The 15,601-nt window shown below is 50.5% G+C and carries 10 protein-coding genes and 1 pseudogene; 4 read left to right on the top strand and 7 right to left on the bottom strand.

Annotation, left to right across the window (positions count from 1 at the left end; genetic code table 11):
• Positions 1–250 precede the first annotated feature (250 nt).
• A complete protein-coding gene (hrpA, locus tag FEK43_RS03495; protein ID WP_135406529.1) occupies positions 251–4,153 on the bottom strand; it encodes an ATP-dependent RNA helicase HrpA in 3,903 nt (1,300 codons plus the stop codon).
• Positions 4,154–4,353: 200 nt separating this feature from the next.
• Here hrpA and azoR point away from each other — a divergent pair, with 200 nt between their 5' ends.
• Positions 4,354–4,959: an FMN-dependent NADH-azoreductase gene (gene azoR, locus FEK43_RS03490; RefSeq protein ID WP_135406526.1), complete on the top strand. Its 606-nt coding sequence runs from the start codon at positions 4,354–4,356 to the stop codon at positions 4,957–4,959.
• Between the two features lie 53 nt (positions 4,960–5,012).
• Here azoR and FEK43_RS22955 read toward each other — a convergent pair.
• The 5 genes and pseudogenes from FEK43_RS22955 to FEK43_RS03470 form a co-directional block, all read right to left on the bottom strand.
• Positions 5,013–5,084: pseudogene (locus FEK43_RS22955) on the bottom strand (hypothetical protein); the annotation flags it as partial.
• Positions 5,085–5,945, bottom strand: coding sequence for a pyridoxine 4-dehydrogenase (pdxI, locus tag FEK43_RS03485; RefSeq protein ID WP_135406524.1), 861 nt, complete (start codon positions 5,943–5,945; stop codon positions 5,085–5,087). It abuts the pseudogene before it with no gap.
• A gap of 366 nt (positions 5,946–6,311) precedes the next feature.
• A complete protein-coding gene (locus tag FEK43_RS03480) occupies positions 6,312–6,635 on the bottom strand; it encodes a YdbL family protein (protein ID WP_130260928.1) in 324 nt (107 codons plus the stop codon).
• A 7-nt stretch (positions 6,636–6,642) separates the two neighbouring features.
• Positions 6,643–6,828, bottom strand: a complete 186-nt coding sequence (locus FEK43_RS03475) for a YnbE family lipoprotein (RefSeq protein WP_000706310.1) — start codon at positions 6,826–6,828, stop codon at positions 6,643–6,645.
• Positions 6,825–9,464, bottom strand: a complete 2,640-nt coding sequence (locus tag FEK43_RS03470) for a YdbH family protein (protein ID WP_135406522.1) — start codon at positions 9,462–9,464, stop codon at positions 6,825–6,827. The genes FEK43_RS03475 and FEK43_RS03470 overlap by 4 nt, the downstream gene beginning before the upstream one ends.
• 207 nt (positions 9,465–9,671) lie before the next feature.
• Here FEK43_RS03470 and ldhA point away from each other — a divergent pair, with 207 nt between their 5' ends.
• Both ldhA and hslJ read left to right on the top strand, forming a co-directional pair.
• Positions 9,672–10,661 carry a D-lactate dehydrogenase gene (ldhA, locus tag FEK43_RS03465; RefSeq protein WP_064527367.1) on the top strand — a complete coding sequence of 330 codons (990 nt, stop codon included), beginning with the start codon at positions 9,672–9,674 and terminating at the stop codon, positions 10,659–10,661.
• Positions 10,662–10,802: 141 nt separating this feature from the next.
• Positions 10,803–11,225 (top strand): heat shock protein HslJ, encoded by a 423-nt coding sequence (gene hslJ, locus FEK43_RS03460; RefSeq protein ID WP_135406520.1) that lies wholly within the window; start codon positions 10,803–10,805, stop codon positions 11,223–11,225.
• On the opposite strand, the gene FEK43_RS03455 is transcribed toward hslJ, so the two are convergent.
• A complete protein-coding gene (locus tag FEK43_RS03455; protein WP_135406518.1) occupies positions 11,222–11,488 on the bottom strand; it encodes a DUF333 domain-containing protein in 267 nt (88 codons plus the stop codon). The two genes, hslJ and FEK43_RS03455, sit on opposite strands and share 4 nt — an antisense overlap.
• Before the next feature lie 272 nt (positions 11,489–11,760).
• Here FEK43_RS03455 and nifJ point away from each other — a divergent pair, with 272 nt between their 5' ends.
• Positions 11,761–15,285 carry a pyruvate:ferredoxin (flavodoxin) oxidoreductase gene (gene nifJ / locus FEK43_RS03450; protein WP_135406516.1) on the top strand — a complete coding sequence of 1,175 codons (3,525 nt, stop codon included), beginning with the start codon at positions 11,761–11,763 and terminating at the stop codon, positions 15,283–15,285.
• Positions 15,286–15,601: the final 316 nt, after the last annotated feature.

The raw sequence follows: 15,601 nt of genomic DNA, 5'->3' as shown, positions 1-15,601 counted from the left end.
AAGAATACTGCGTGAGATAATAATGAGAAGCGGAGCACTCTGAAAGGAGGAAGCCGTATTTCCTTAACCGCCTCTCCGCAAGCCTGACATATCTTTTACGGAAAAGCTGTAGATAAACATTATTCATCTTGCAGCAGAGAATTGTATTTTTCTGAATTCCCCAATTTTTGCCTTTACCGTTTTTAGAATTAATAAAAAACCCGGCGCTAAATGCTTACCGGGTTTTAGATTTATCAGGCAAATAGCAGGGTTAACCGCTAATCTGCTCCATCGCCTGCAAAATACGCTTATCTGAAATCGGATAAGGTGTCCCCAACTGTTGAGCGAAGTAACTAACGCGCAGCTCTTCTATCATCCAGCGGATCTCTTTCACGTCTTCATCCTCACGACGTGCAGGCGGCAGTTTGTTGATCCATTGCTGCCACGCCTGCTGGACGTTTTCGACTTTCAGCATCTGCACACGGTCGCGATGTGGATCAATCGCCAGTTTTTCCAGTCGTTTTTCAATCGCCTGCAAATATCGCAGCGTGTCGCCCAGCCGTTTGAAGCCGTTACCAGTAACAAAACCGCGATAAACCAGCCCGCCCATCTGCGCTTTGATATCCGACAATCCCAGCGCCATCGTCATATCCACCCGACCTTTCAGGCGTTTGTTGATATTGAACACTGCAGTGAGGATTTGCTCGACCTGCTTCGCAATATCCACCACCGTGTCGTTCAGTTCAGCGCGGACTTTTTCATGCAGTGCAGCAAAGCCTTCTTCCGTCCAGACCGGTCCACCATTGGCGTCGATCAGTTGATCCACACCGCAGGAGATACAGTCGTCAATCAGCTCCAGCACTTTACCATACGGGTTAAAGTACAGCCCCAGCTTAGCTTTGTTTGGTAACTTCTCATGCAAATACTTGATCGGCGATGGAATATTCAGCAGCAGTAGACGGCGAAGACCGTTCCACATTGCCTGCTTTTGCTCCAGCGGGTTATCAAACAGTTTGATCGCCACACTGTCGCGCTCATCCACCAGCGCCGGCCACGCCTTCACTTTGTAGTTGCCACGCTTCTGCTCATAGCTTTCCGGCAATTGACCAAAACTCCAGATATGCAGACCGCTCTGCTCAATACCGTCATCCGCCACCGCAGACAGCGTTTCCTGCACTTTGCCTTTCAGGGCATCTTTCAGATCTTGTAGCGAGCGTCCTTCTTTTAGCTTCTTGTTTTTGTCATCCACCACGCGGAAGGTGATTTTCAGGTGATCAGGCACCTGATCCCAGTGCCAGTCTTCGCGGTCAACGGTAACGCCGGTCATCCGCCGTAGCTCGCGTTCAAGGCTGTCGAGCAACGGTAACTCCAGCGGTGTGACGCGGCCTAAAAACGCTTCGGCGTAGTTTGGCGCGGGTACAAAATTACGGCGTACCGGTTTTGGCAACGATTTAATCAGAGCAATCACCAGTTCGCGGCGCAGGCCGGGGATCTGCCACTCAAACCCACTCTCCTCAACCTGGTTAAGTAACGGCAGCGGAATATGTACGGTCACACCGTCAGCATCTGCACCTGGCTCAAACTGATAGCTCAAACGCAGCTTGAGATTGCCCTGATGCCAGAAGTTTGGGTAATCCAGCTTGCTGATTTTTTCCGCACCTTCTTTGATCAACATACTCTTTTCAAAGTTGAGCAAATCAGGCGTTTCGCGGCTGACTTTTTTCCACCAGCTGTCGAAGTGGCGTGCAGAGATCACATCATGGCTGATGCGCTGGTCGTAGAACTCAAACAACGTTTCGTCATCAACCAGAATATCGCGGCGACGTGATTTGTGTTCCAGCTCTTCCACTTCTGCCCGTAGTTTCAGGTTTTCACGGAAGAATGCGTGACGCGTCTGCCAGTCACCTTCCACCAGCGCATGGCGAATAAAGAGTTCACGACACAGCGCAGGATCAATCTGGCTGTAGTTAACCTTACGCGCGGCGACAATCGGCAAGCCATAAACGGTGACTTTTTCTGTTGCCATCACCGCGCCCTGCGCCCGTTCCCAGTGCGGTTCGCTGTAGGTGCGTTTAATCAAATGCTGAGCGACGGGTTCCACCCATTCCGGATCGATGCGTGCCGCAATGCGCCCCCACAGACGGCTGGTTTCTACCAGTTCCGCCACCATCACCCATTTCGGCGGCTTTTTGAATAAACCGGAACCGGGGAAAATGGAAAAACGCGCGTTACGTGCGCCGGTATATTCTTGTTTATCGGCATCTTTCATGCCGATATGGGAAAGCAAACCGGTCAGTAAGGCGATGTGAATTTCGCGATACTCCGCCGGTTCGCTGTTCACCGGAATGCCGAGTTCTTTAACTACCTGGCGCAACTGGGTATAGATATCCTGCCATTCGCGCACGCGCAGATAGTTGAGATAATCGGTACGACACAGGCGACGGAAGGCGTTCGAAGAAAGCGTCTTTTGCTGCTCGCCGAGATAATTCCACAGATTTACAAACGCGAGGAAGTCAGACTCTTTGTCGTGGAAGCGACGATGTTTTTCGTCCGATGCCTGCTGTTTATCCATCGGACGCTCGCGCGGATCCTGAATGGAGAGCGCGGACGTGATAATCATCGCCTCACGCACGCAGCCATGTTTTTGCGCTTCCAGCACCATACGCGCCAGACGTGGGTCGACAGGCAACTGCGAGAGCTGGCGACCGAGCGGCGTCAGTTTATAGGCACTGGCCTGTTCATCCGTGGTGATCGCGCCCAGCTCTTCGAGCAGACGCACACCATCCTGAATATTGCGTTTATCTGGCGCTTCAACAAACGGGAACGCGGCGATATCGCCCAGCCCCAGCGCGGTCATCTGCAAAATAACCGATGCCAGGTTAGTACGCAGAATCTCCGGATCGGTAAACTCCGGGCGCGAGAGGAAATCGTCTTCCGAATATAGACGAATACAGATCCCTTCTGACACACGTCCGCAGCGGCCTTTACGCTGATTAGCTGAAGCCTGCGAAATTGGCTCAATCGGCAAACGCTGCACTTTAGTGCGATAGCTGTAACGGCTGATACGCGCCGTACCTGGGTCGATAACGTACTTTATACCCGGTACGGTCAACGACGTTTCCGCGACGTTGGTCGCCAGCACAATGCGCCGTCCGCTGTGCGACTGGAACACGCGGTTCTGTTCGCTGTTGGAAAGCCGTGCATAAAGCGGCAAGATTTCGGTATGGCGTAAGTTCAGCTTGTTCAGCGCATCGGCGGTATCGCGAATTTCTCGCTCGCCGCTCATAAAGATCAGAATGTCGCCAGGGCTTTCCTGGCTCAGTTCATCTACGGCATCGAAAATAGCCTGCAACTGGTCGCGCTCGGTGTCATCGGCTTCTTCAACAATCGGGCGATAGCGCACTTCCACCGGATAGGTCCGACCGGAGACTTCAATAATCGGCGCATTATTAAAGTGGCGCGAAAAGCGTTCCGGGTCGATAGTCGCGGAAGTGATAATGATTTTTAGGTCAGGACGCCGCGGCAGCAACTCTTTCAAATAGCCGAGCAGAAAATCAATGTTCAGGCTACGTTCGTGCGCTTCGTCGATGATGATGGTGTCGTACTGCATCAACAGGCGATCTTGCTGGATTTCCGCCAGCAAGATACCGTCGGTCATCAGCTTGACCATCGTGTTATCACTTACGTGATCGCTGAAACGCACTTTGTAACCGATGCAACCGCCCAGCTCCGTTTTCAGCTCTTCCGCAATACGGTTCGCCACCGTTCTTGCCGCCAGGCGACGCGGCTGGGTATGGCCGATCAGCCCTTTAATCCCGCGCCCCAGCTCCATACAGATTTTCGGTAGCTGAGTCGTTTTACCAGAACCCGTTTCCCCGGCGACGATCACCACCTGGTGATCACGAATTGCTTCGAGAATGTCCTGTTTTTTCTGACTAACCGGCAAATTGTCCGGGTAAGTAATTTCCGGTCGTGCCGCTTCACGCAGCAGGACTTTCCCTGCCGCCTGGTCAATCTCTTTAGCCATCTCCTGGAAAATGGCCTGTTGTGCATCAGGATTTTTAACCTTCTTCACACCGTGCAGACGGCGAGAAAAACGCAGTCTGTCACGCAGCATCAGCGAATCCAGCCGTTGCTGTAAGGCGTTAAAGGTCAATTTTTGTTGTTCTGTCATAACGTTAGAGGGCAGCGTCGTGCCTGATTAATTTTCTTTTAAATGATAGATATAGAGTACCACATCGCAGCTTTTTATGTGTTGTTCAATAAATTCGAACATAGACTTCGATATATTGCGCTATCTCTGTGGCAGGATTGTGAATAAAGTGTCAACAAGCAACGGGGCATCGCCCATTCAAACATCTATAAGGAAACACCATGAGCAAGGTATTAGTTCTTAAATCCAGCATCCTGGCAGGGTACTCTCAGTCTAATCAGTTGTCCGATTATTTTGTTGAACAGTGGCGTGAAAAGCATTCCGCTGATGAAATCACTGTTCGTGACCTGGCTGCAAATCCGATTCCGGTCCTGGATGGTGAACTGGTTGGCGCTCTGCGTCCGAGCGATGCGCCGCTGACTCCGCGTCAGCAGGAGGCTTTAGCGCTTTCCGACGAGCTAATTGCCGAGCTGAAAGCCCACGACGTTATCGTTATTGCGGCACCGATGTACAACTTCAACATCTCGACTCAGTTGAAAAACTATTTTGACCTGGTTGCACGTGCAGGCGTTACTTTCCGCTATACCGAGAACGGTCCGGAAGGTCTGGTAACAGGTAAAAAAGCCGTTGTTATTACCAGCCGCGGCGGTATCCATAAAGATGGACCAACTGACCTGGTGACGCCGTATCTGTCCACGTTCCTGGGCTTTATCGGCATTACTGATGTGAAATTTGTTTTCGCCGAAGGGATTGCCTACGGTCCGGAAATGGCAGCAAAAGCACAGTCTGACGCGAAAGCAGCCATTGACAGCATTGTTGCTGCATAACCGGACACGATCTTGATGTGGACTGTAGATATTCAGTCCACATCTCAATCCACTTACCTGTTTTCCCACAATCTCAGCATCGCTTTGTGCTCTTCCTTCAGCACAATCTGCGAGCGTCTGATTCGTTATTCTCGCGAAATACCATCCAACGTAAACAACACTTCCTCAGAAAGATGCAATTTTTCAGCAGCCATATTCTCCCGTAAATGCGCGACGGAAGACGTCCCAGGGATAAGCAAAATATTCGGTGAACGCTGTAACAGCCATGCCAGCGCCACCTGCATCGGTGTCGCATTAAGGTTTGCTGCCACTTCCGAAAGCGTGGAGGATTGCAGCGGCGTGAAACCACCGAGCGGAAAGAACGGTACGTATGCAATGCCATCGCGGGCCAAAGCATCAATCATTGCGTCATCAGCACGGTGCGCGATGTTGTATTCGTTCTGTACACAGACGATTTCGGCAATCTTACGCGCCTCTGCAACCTGCGTCGGTGTGACGTTACTCAGACCAATATGTTTTACCAGCCCTTGTTGTTGCATCTCCGCCAGCACGGTCAGGCTGGCTTCAATCGATCCTTCCGCTGGGCCATGACCATCGCCAAACATAACGCGCAGGTTAACCACATCCAGTACGTCCAGGCCGAGATTACGTAGATTATCGTGCACCGCTTTTTGCAGCTCTGCCGGAGAAAAAGCGGGCAACCAGGAAGCATCCTCACCACGCCGCGCTCCAATTTTAGTGACAATTGTCAGGTCGTCAGAGTAAGGATAAAGCGCTTCACGGATAATCTGATTGGTGACATGCGGACCATAAAAATCACTGGTGTCAATGTGATTGACGCCCAATGCCAGTGCCTCACGCAGCACGGTAATTGCGATATGGCGATCTTTCGGAGGGCCGAAAACGCCAGGCCCAGCCAGTTGCATTGCACCGTAACCAAGACGATTAACGGATTTTGTACCGAGAGTAAATGTGTTGCTGCTCATAACACCCTGCCCTGTAATAAAACGGAATACGAAAAATCAGTATAGAAATGAAAAACGAAAAAAAATGCGAAGACGTAAACAAGATTACTGGATGAGTTGCTCTATTGTCCTGAAAGACACCAAAACAAAACGCGTCAAGCGCCGCATCTACTACCATCAACTTTTAAATATTCCTGAGCGGTCGTTTCACTATCAACAACAACCGTTAATTTACCGTCGAGATTAGTATTGTTATTGTCGCCTTGAATGCTATGTCGGTGTAATCGATGTTCTCCTTTGCAGCGACACAGTGCACTATGCTCTTGTGAACTAATACCCTATTTTTCACCGACTACTACCAAATGGTGTTTGAACTACCGTTGTATGTTATTTCCGTATCCACATACCATTTATGCCCTGCACGTATTCACCTGGTTTTGCCTTTTCCACCAGCTTCGTCCCTGCCAGATTCGCCACTTCCTCCAATGGGATATTATGGCTTTCAGCGAGCTTCTGATAACTCTCTTTCCGTGCCTGGTTGATATTTGCTACCAGCTCGCGTGTTTCCGGATCAGTGCTTATAGCCGCAAGGTAGCCATTATGCCTTTCACCTACCCGCCCCTGACTTCTGGCTTCATTCAGGGTTAATGCCATCGCACTACTGCTCACCAGGCCAATAATCCATACCGCTATGAGTAATGTTCTTTTCATCATTACCTCAAAAAAGATCGCTACGGGTTTTGAGCAAATCTTCAACATCCTTGTCCGCCTTGATGATGATCTCGTGCTCAATTTTAACGTTCATATTAATGGTGATTGGCTCTTTCGGTGCAGCCACTTCAATGCGCGGCGTACAGCCAACCAACATAAAAGAGGACGCGAACGCGGCTATCACTATTTTCATTGTTTTTCCTCACACTCTTTTCCTGATGGGCAGCCAGTTTCCGGGAGTCGGGCATTCTGTTCCAGCCATGCCTGGAGATTATCGCCAAAGCGTAAACTGCGCCACAGCGTGAAAATATTCTCTTCATGGCTGTAATTGAGATTTACCGTACCGGTTTTACCATCGACGCGACTATTACCACTGATCGTCGCCTGCATGGTTAACACGCCGAGATTATCTAAATTAATTTTTGTCGATGAACGGCTAATTTCCATATAGCGCAACCAGTTGATGGCAGTTCCTGCGGTCATATTGTCTTTTGCCACTGCATCGGCGGTGTCTTTATCCAGGCGCAAAGTCATGGGACCTGCGTTTGCCAGCCAGCCATCTTTCACAATCCATTTTTCATTATTAAGCCATAGCGGCAATGCACCACTAAATGCCCCTGACATCGCGAATTGCTTCGGATTGACGGCGCTAACCAGTTCACTGGAAGAGAGATTATTCAGTCGCAACAGCGCCGGATCGTGTTGCGGCATACGTAATTGTTTCATCAGCACGTTACCGCCCAAAACATCAACACTCACATCGGTCAGTAACAAGGGTTCGTCTTCGGTCCACGGATAACGGCCCTGAAGATCGGCAGTGATATTTTTTGCCGTCACCAGGTTAACCACCTCAGCAATACGTAATGACACAGGCCGCCGCGTTCCCAGGTGCCACGCACCGTCGGCAAAACGAAATGGCAAAACAAAGTCGACACCGTTGACCTGGTTGTCTGGCATCCACGCGCTGCCACCTTTCAACACGCCATGCCCACCCGCACGGAAGCCCTGCTCAGGCGCAGCAGAAAATGCCACCTGGGCATACAACTCGCCATCGCGTAAGTTCATCTTCCAGTCTGGTGGCACCAGCGGCTGGAATACGGTCAGTGATTGTTTAGGCCACCAGGCGTTGCCGCGCAGGCGAATACCGTCCCAGCGACCATTCACCCGTACCGGACCAATCTCACCAGCATGTAAATCCCCTTTGAAGAGGAAATACGTCGGATCGCGCCCATCGACACTAAATTTTAACGTTGATGGCGGTAACACACTGCCGCCCGTGAAAAGTGTTTGTCCTGCATCCAGCGAAAGCGCGCCACTAAAAGACGGATTCTGGGCGTCGCGCACCCAGACAACGGGTTTATCAAGAATTAAGCGCGGTGTTTCCACTGTCATCGTGCCATATTGCAACTGATCGAACCCGGTTGAGAGATCGGTCAGCGTAATCGTGCTGTCCTGCCACTCTCCTTTTCCTGCAACATCCCAGGTGGCGTGCATTGGGGTAAAACTGCCCTTGCCCCAGTAACGCCACTGCCAGCGGCCTGCGTCAGGGAGAAAATCATTCGCCAGCCCATCCATATGAAGCACAAAGTCGCCCAATTCATTTTCATGAGCCTGCAAAATGGCCTGCAAGCGGCCGTCCACACCACGTTGCGTCACTTTAACACCTGCTAACGGCCAGCGGATTTCGTCAATGTCCAGCGAATCAATGACTCTCCCTTTAGAGCGTAATAATGCGCCCGGTTCAAAGGCCAGCGTTGGGTCAGCCAGACTTCCGCTTAAGTAAGCAGGTAAGCGAGCATATAAAATGAGATCTGCCTGCTTCGCTTCACCGGTCAGTTGCAGCGGCATCTGACTGTTATCCATGCTTAATTTTCCTGGGCCGAAATTAAGCACAGCGTTACCCTTACCCGCTTGCCCCTGGGTCAGCACACTCAGTCGACCACTCACCAACGCGTTCTCAAGCCCTGCCTGCCAGTTGTCGACTTTGATACCCAGCCGCCCACTCAGGGGAAAACCTTCATACGGCCAGCTCCAGCGACCATCGCTAACGGTCAACTGTTGACGGGTAATTTCCCACGGCAAATCGAGCAACGGATCGCCGTTATCTCGAGCCATTACAATCAATTGCCCACTATTTTCCTGCCACTCCAGCTCGGCATCCACCAGTGACGGTTCCTGCGGCAGGTTCAACGTTGCTGTAGCATGACCACTTACCGGAAGCCCATCCGGCACAAGCGGCATGGTAAATTCTCCCACCAGTTTTACTGGCGGCTGATTTGCAAAGGCGGCAACATCCAGTTCACTGACCGTGAGTTGCTGTCCTTTAAGTTGGCCTTGAAATTTAACTTTTTCGCCCTGATAACGCAGTTGCTGGATATCGGAGGTCAACGATAGAGAGAGTTTTCCCTGCCATTCCTGCCAGGGAGAAAAAATCAGTTTATCAATATTGATCCAGGTGTTAGGCAGCATGGATTGCCACTGCGCAAGAGTTTTCGGCGCGGCTGGCGAGGGTTCTTCCTGTGGCAATTTCGCCAGGCAAGTGGAGTCAAGTTCTACTGTACCGACGTTCAATAACCAGCGACTGGGGTGCGAAAGGCTGGCATCGGTGATATGTGCCAACTGGCAATCCGCCACCAAATAACGGAGATCGGGAATAATTAAACCTTTACGCGTAATGCGTGGGCTTTCATCCAATGCAATGCGTGTACCGAGCGGTAGCCAGATACCCGCCAGCGTGGGAACCCACAGCCCGAGCGTCATCAGCAGCGTCAACGGCACAAGAATAATCAGTAATAGCAGCGCGAGAACGGCTTTATATTTACCCAACATGGGTAGTTAATATCCTGATTTAGCGAAAAATTAAGCAGTCAATACAGGTATTGTGGCATGTTTAACCGTTCAGTTGAAGGTTGCGCCTACACTAAGCATAGATGTTCCTGGAATTTTCAATATCGCCATAACTTTCAATTAAATTTTAAATTTTGTAAAATATTTTTAGTAGCTTAAATGTGATTCAACATCACTGGAGAAAGTCTTATGAAACTCGCCGTATATAGCACAAAACAGTACGACAAAAAGTACCTGCAACAGGTGAACGAGTCCTTTGGCTTTGAGCTGGAATTTTTTGACTTTCTGCTGACGGAAAAAACGGCAAAAACCGCCAACGGTTGCGAAGCAGTATGTATTTTCGTAAACGACGACGGCAGCCGTCCGGTGCTGGAGGAGCTGAAAAAGCACGGCGTTAAGTATATCGCCCTGCGCTGTGCCGGTTTCAATAACGTCGACCTCGACGCGGCAAAAGAGCTGGGGTTCAAAGTGGTGCGTGTCCCAGCTTACGATCCGGAAGCCGTTGCTGAACATGCGATTGGTATGATGATGACGCTGAACCGTCGTATTCACCGCGCGTATCAGCGTACCCGTGACGCCAACTTCTCTCTGGAGGGGCTTACTGGTTTTACTATGTACGGTAAAACGGCGGGGGTGATTGGCACCGGTAAAATCGGTGTAGCAATGCTGCGTATACTGAAAGGTTTTGGTATGCGCCTGTTGGCATTCGATCCGTATCCAAGTGCAGCAGCGCTGGAACTCGGCGTGGAATATGTCGATCTGCCGACCTTGTTCTCTGAATCAGACGTTATCTCCCTACACTGCCCGCTGACGCCGGAGAACTACCACCTGCTGAATGAGGCGGCGTTCGATCAGATGAAAAATGGCGTAATGATCATCAACACCAGCCGTGGTGCGCTGATTGATTCACAAGCCGCGATTGAAGCACTGAAAAACCAGAAAATTGGCTCGCTGGGAATGGACGTGTATGAGAATGAACGTGATCTGTTCTTTGAAGATAAATCCAACGATGTGATTCAGGATGATGTTTTCCGTCGTCTGTCAGCCTGCCATAACGTACTGTTCACCGGACACCAGGCGTTCCTGACGGCAGAAGCCCTGACCAGTATTTCCCAGACAACGCTGCAAAATTTGAGCAATCTGGAAAAAGGCGAACCCTGCCCGAACGAACTGGTTTAATTTTGCGGCTCCCCTGCAAGTCAGGGGAGCTTATTCAGATAATCCCCAAAGATCTTTCATCCACTATCCTTAAAATACGTTTGAAGGACGGATAAGGCGCGTCGCGTTGCATCCGGCATATACCTTAAGTTGAGAACCACAATGAAGAAAGTTGCCGCGCTAGTCGCGCTAAGCCTGCTGATGGCGGGATGTGTAAGTAATGACAAAATTGCTGTAACGCCAGAACAGTTACAGCATCACCGTTTCGTACTGGAAAGTGTAAATGGTCAACCTGTTGCCAGCGAGAAAAACCCGCCAGAAATCAGCTTTGGTGAAAAGATGATGATTTCTGGCAACATGTGTAACCGCTTTAGTGGCGAAGGTAAACTTTCGGACGGAGAACTAAAAGTTAAAGGACTGGCAATGACTCGTATGATGTGTGCCAATCCACAGCTTAACGAACTCGATAACACCATCCACGAAATGCTGAAAGAAGGTGCGCAAGTGGATCTGACCGCGAATCAGTTAACGCTGGCGACCGCAAAACAGACATTAACGTATAAGCTGGCGGATTTAATGAATTAATAATTGCCACAACTTCCGGCGGCAAGCGACTGTTCGCTACAGCGTTTGCCGTTGGGCAATGCACACATCCCGATCGCTGTACCATCCAGTTGACGGGCAACGGAAAGCGAACCGCCAATCATCGCACAATTTGCCTCTCCGCTACTCGACATTGACGCTTTTAAACCTGGGCCCACATGTGCCGCGGTCGCCTGCTGAACAGGTTCACTACTACACGCCGACAACAATAAAACAGCAGCCCCTACGCACAACATTACTCGCATCTTTACTTCCTCAAATCTTTAAGTCCAACGACACCGCCGTAATAATAGGCAGCTCAGGCGGCTACGTCGAGAACTGTATTGTGAATTGCAACGTATTGTTACTATTTTGTGGCTATTTTTTTGTACCGGATTTGATCAAAACATTCATTACGCTGATATAGAGAACACAAAAGCGAAAATGCAGCAGAAAGCCATTTGCTAAAATTAAAAGATTACTACTGGGCGCGCAGCTTTTTCGTGCGCCCCTCATTTGCGCAATGTAAGGGTGTCGTATGATCACAATTGACGGAAATGGCGCGGTAGCTTCGGTGGCATTTCGCACCAGTGAAGTTATCGCCATTTACCCTATTACCCCGAGTTCCACGATGGCTGAACAGGCTGATGCCTGGGCCGGAAACGGCCTGAAGAACGTATGGGGAGATACACCTCGTGTGGTTGAAATGCAGTCAGAAGCTGGCGCTATCGCAACTGTGCATGGTGCTTTGCAAACAGGCGCTCTTTCGACATCATTTACATCGTCGCAGGGTTTACTGCTGATGATCCCGACGCTGTATAAACTGGCAGGTGAGCTGACGCCGTTTGTACTGCATGTGGCAGCGCGTACTGTGGCCACTCATGCGCTCTCTATTTTTGGCGATCATTCAGATGTGATGGCGGTACGTCAGACTGGCTGCGCCATGCTGTGTGCAGCAAACGTGCAGGAAGCCCAAGACTTTGCTCTCATTTCGCACATCGCAACGCTGAAAAGCCGCGTGCCATTTATTCATTTCTTTGATGGTTTCCGCACTTCCCACGAAATCAACAAAATTGTCCCACTGGCCGACGACACTATTCTTGAGCTAATGCCCCAGGCAGAAATTGATGCTCATCGCATTCGCGCACTTAACCCGGAACATCCGGTAATCCGCGGTACGTCGGCTAATCCGGACACTTACTTCCAGTCACGTGAGGCCACTAACCCGTGGTACAACGCGGTCTATGACCATGTTGTACAGGCGATGGCTGATTTCGCTGCCGCGACAGGTCGCCAGTATCAGCCGTTTGAGTATTATGGTCATCCGCAAGCGGAACGGGTAATTATCCTGATGGGGTCGGCCATTGGCACCTGTGAAGAAGTCGTGGACGAATTGCTGACCCGTGGCGAAAAAGTGGGCGTACTAAAAGTGCGACTTTACCGCCCTTTCTCCGCCAGACACTTACTGCAAGCATTGCCGAACTCTGTACGTACTGTGGCGGTGCTGGATCGCACCAAAGAGCCTGGTGCGCAGGCAGAACCCCTGTATCTGGATGTAATGACGGCGCTGGCTGAAGCCTTTAATAATGGCGAGCGCGAAACACTGCCACGCGTCATTGGCGGGCGCTATGGTCTTTCATCCAAAGAATTTGGCCCAGACTGTGTACTGGCGGTATTCGCCGAACTCAACGCAGCTAAACCGAAAGCTCGCTTTACCGTCGGTATTTATGACGATGTGACCAATTTGTCGCTACCATTGCCGGAAAATACTCTGCCGAACTCCGCAAAACTGGAAGCACTCTTTTACGGGCTGGGTAGCGATGGCAGCGTTTCCGCAACTAAAAACAATATCAAAATTATCGGTAACTCCACGCCGTGGTATGCCCAGGGCTATTTTGTTTACGACTCTAAAAAAGCGGGTGGCCTGACGGTTTCCCATCTGCGCGTAAGCGAGCAGCCCATCCGTTCCGCGTATTTGATTTCGCAAGCTGATTTTGTTGGCTGCCACCAGTTGCAGTTTATCGACAAATATCAAATGGCCGAGCGTTTAAAACCTGGTGGCATTTTCCTGCTTAACACACCGTACAGCGCCGATGAAGTGTGGTCGCGGCTGCCGCAAGAAGTTCAGGCTGTGTTGAATCAGAAAAAAGCGCGTTTCTATGTGATTAACGCGGCGAAAATTGCCCGCGAATGTGGGCTGGCAGCACGCATTAACACCGTCATGCAGATGGCTTTCTTCCACCTGACGCAAATTCTGCCTGGCGACAGCGCCCTGGCCGAACTTCAGGGCGCCATTGCCAAAAGTTACAGCAGCAAAGGCCAGGATCTGGTGGAACGCAACTGGCAAGCTCTGGCGCTGGCGCGCGAGTCCGTTGAAGAAGTACCACTGCAACCGGTAAATCCGCAAAGTGCCAACCGTCCACCAGTGGTATCTGATGCCGCACCTGATTTTGTCAAAACGGTTACCGCTGCGATGCTCGCCGGACTTGGCGACGCCCTCCCCGTTTCGGCGCTGCCGCCAGACGGCACCTGGCCGATGGGCACTACTCGCTGGGAAAAACGCAACATTGCCGAAGAGATCCCTATCTGGAAAGAGGAACTCTGTACTCAATGTAACCACTGCGTCGCGGCTTGCCCACACTCCGCCATTCGCGCGAAAGTCGTACCGCCCGAAGCGATGGAAAACGCTCCGACCAGCCTGCATTCACTGGATGTGAAATCTCGTGATATGCGCGGACAGAAATATGTGTTGCAGGTCGCACCGGAAGACTGCACCGGTTGTAACCTGTGCGTAGAAGTTTGCCCGGCGAAAGACCGACAAAATCCAGAGATCAAAGCCATCAATATGATGTCGCGTCTGGAACATGTGGAAGAAGAGAAAATCAATTACGACTTCTTCCTGAATTTACCAGAAATCGACCGCAGCAAACTGGAACGTATTGATATTCGTACTTCGCAGTTGATCACTCCGCTGTTTGAATATTCTGGCGCTTGCTCCGGTTGTGGTGAGACGCCGTATATCAAATTGCTCACTCAGCTCTATGGCGATCGGATGTTGATTGCCAACGCTACTGGCTGTTCTTCTATTTACGGCGGCAACCTGCCCTCCACGCCATATACCACTGATGCCAACGGTCGTGGACCGGCATGGGCGAACTCGCTATTTGAAGATAATGCCGAATTCGGCCTTGGTTTCCGCCTGACAGTCGATCAACACCGTGTCCGCGTGCTGCGTCTGCTGGATCAATTTGCTGATAAAATCCCTGCTGAGTTACTGACTGCGTTGAAATCAGATGCCACGCCAGACGTTCGTCGCGAACAAGTCGCTGCTCTGCGCCAGCAACTCAAAGATGTGGCTGAAGCGCATGAACTGCTGCGTGACGCAGATGCACTGGTGGAGAAATCAATCTGGCTGATTGGTGGTGACGGCTGGGCTTACGACATCGGCTTTGGCGGTCTGGATCATGTGTTGAGTCTGACGGAAAACGTCAACATCCTGGTGCTGGATACGCAATGCTATTCCAATACCGGTGGTCAGGCATCGAAAGCCACCCCGCTTGGCGCGGTAACTAAGTTTGGTGAACATGGCAAACGCAAAGCACGCAAAGATCTTGGTGTTAGCATGATGATGTACGGTCATGTTTATGTCGCGCAGATTTCTCTTGGCGCACAACTCAACCAGACGGTGAAAGCGATACAGGAAGCAGAAGCGTATCCGGGTCCATCGCTGATTATTGCTTACAGCCCATGTGAAGAGCACGGTTATGACCTGGCATTAAGTCACGACCAGATGCGTCAACTCACCGCAACTGGCTTCTGGCCGCTGTATCGCTTTGACCCGCGTCGAACCGATGAAGGTAAACTGCCGCTGGCGCTGGATTCCCGCCCGCCTTCAGAAGCTCTGGAAGAAACGCTTCTTCATGAGCAACGTTTCCGCCGTCTGAACACGCAACAGCCGGAAGTGGCCGAACAGTTATGGAAAGATGCCGCCGCTGATTTGCAAAAACGTTATGACTTCCTGGCACAAATGGCCGGAAAGGTGGAAAAAAATAGCACCGAGTAACCTTTCTGGATAACTATTATCCAATTCAAAAAAAAGCCCGAACGAAAGTTCGGGCTTGTCTTTTTATTCGTTGGAAAAACATTAGTAATGCAATGGCCCAACCGAAAATAAAATCCGTGACAATAAAGGCATATAACCCGCGCAGAATAACCCATGCTTTGTTAAATGTATAATTTTTATTTTGCATGATTCCCCAAAAACACATTCATCAAACTTATTACTATTTCCATAGAATTATTTGATTAAGGTTTTACTTAAGGCGTAACAAATGATATTTATCTGCTAACTGAACTTCTACTTTAGGATGTTTTCATTC

Source organism: Escherichia sp. E2562 (genome assembly GCF_005781075.1).
In the GTDB taxonomy this organism is placed as follows: Bacteria; Pseudomonadota; Gammaproteobacteria; order Enterobacterales; family Enterobacteriaceae; genus Escherichia.
Note: the sequence above shows the minus strand (reverse complement) of the source record. Positions and strands in the feature narration are given on the sequence as shown.

Bases quoted from the DNA above. Each gene is read 5' to 3' on its own strand.
- hrpA (WP_135406529.1), bottom strand. From the start codon at position 4,153: ATGACAGAACAACAAAAATTGACCTTTAACGCCTTACAGCAACGGCTG.
- azoR (WP_135406526.1), top strand. From the start codon at position 4,354: ATGAGCAAGGTATTAGTTCTTAAATCCAGCATCCTGGCAGGGTACTCT.
- pdxI (WP_135406524.1), bottom strand. From the start codon at position 5,945: ATGAGCAGCAACACATTTACTCTCGGTACAAAATCCGTTAATCGTCTT.
- FEK43_RS03480 (WP_130260928.1), bottom strand. From the start codon at position 6,635: ATGAAAAGAACATTACTCATAGCGGTATGGATTATTGGCCTGGTGAGC.
- FEK43_RS03475 (WP_000706310.1), bottom strand. From the start codon at position 6,828: ATGAAAATAGTGATAGCCGCGTTCGCGTCCTCTTTTATGTTGGTTGGC.
- FEK43_RS03470 (WP_135406522.1), bottom strand. From the start codon at position 9,464: ATGTTGGGTAAATATAAAGCCGTTCTCGCGCTGCTATTACTGATTATT.
- ldhA (WP_064527367.1), top strand. From the start codon at position 9,672: ATGAAACTCGCCGTATATAGCACAAAACAGTACGACAAAAAGTACCTG.
- hslJ (WP_135406520.1), top strand. From the start codon at position 10,803: ATGAAGAAAGTTGCCGCGCTAGTCGCGCTAAGCCTGCTGATGGCGGGA.
- FEK43_RS03455 (WP_135406518.1), bottom strand. From the start codon at position 11,488: ATGCGAGTAATGTTGTGCGTAGGGGCTGCTGTTTTATTGTTGTCGGCG.
- nifJ (WP_135406516.1), top strand. From the start codon at position 11,761: ATGATCACAATTGACGGAAATGGCGCGGTAGCTTCGGTGGCATTTCGC.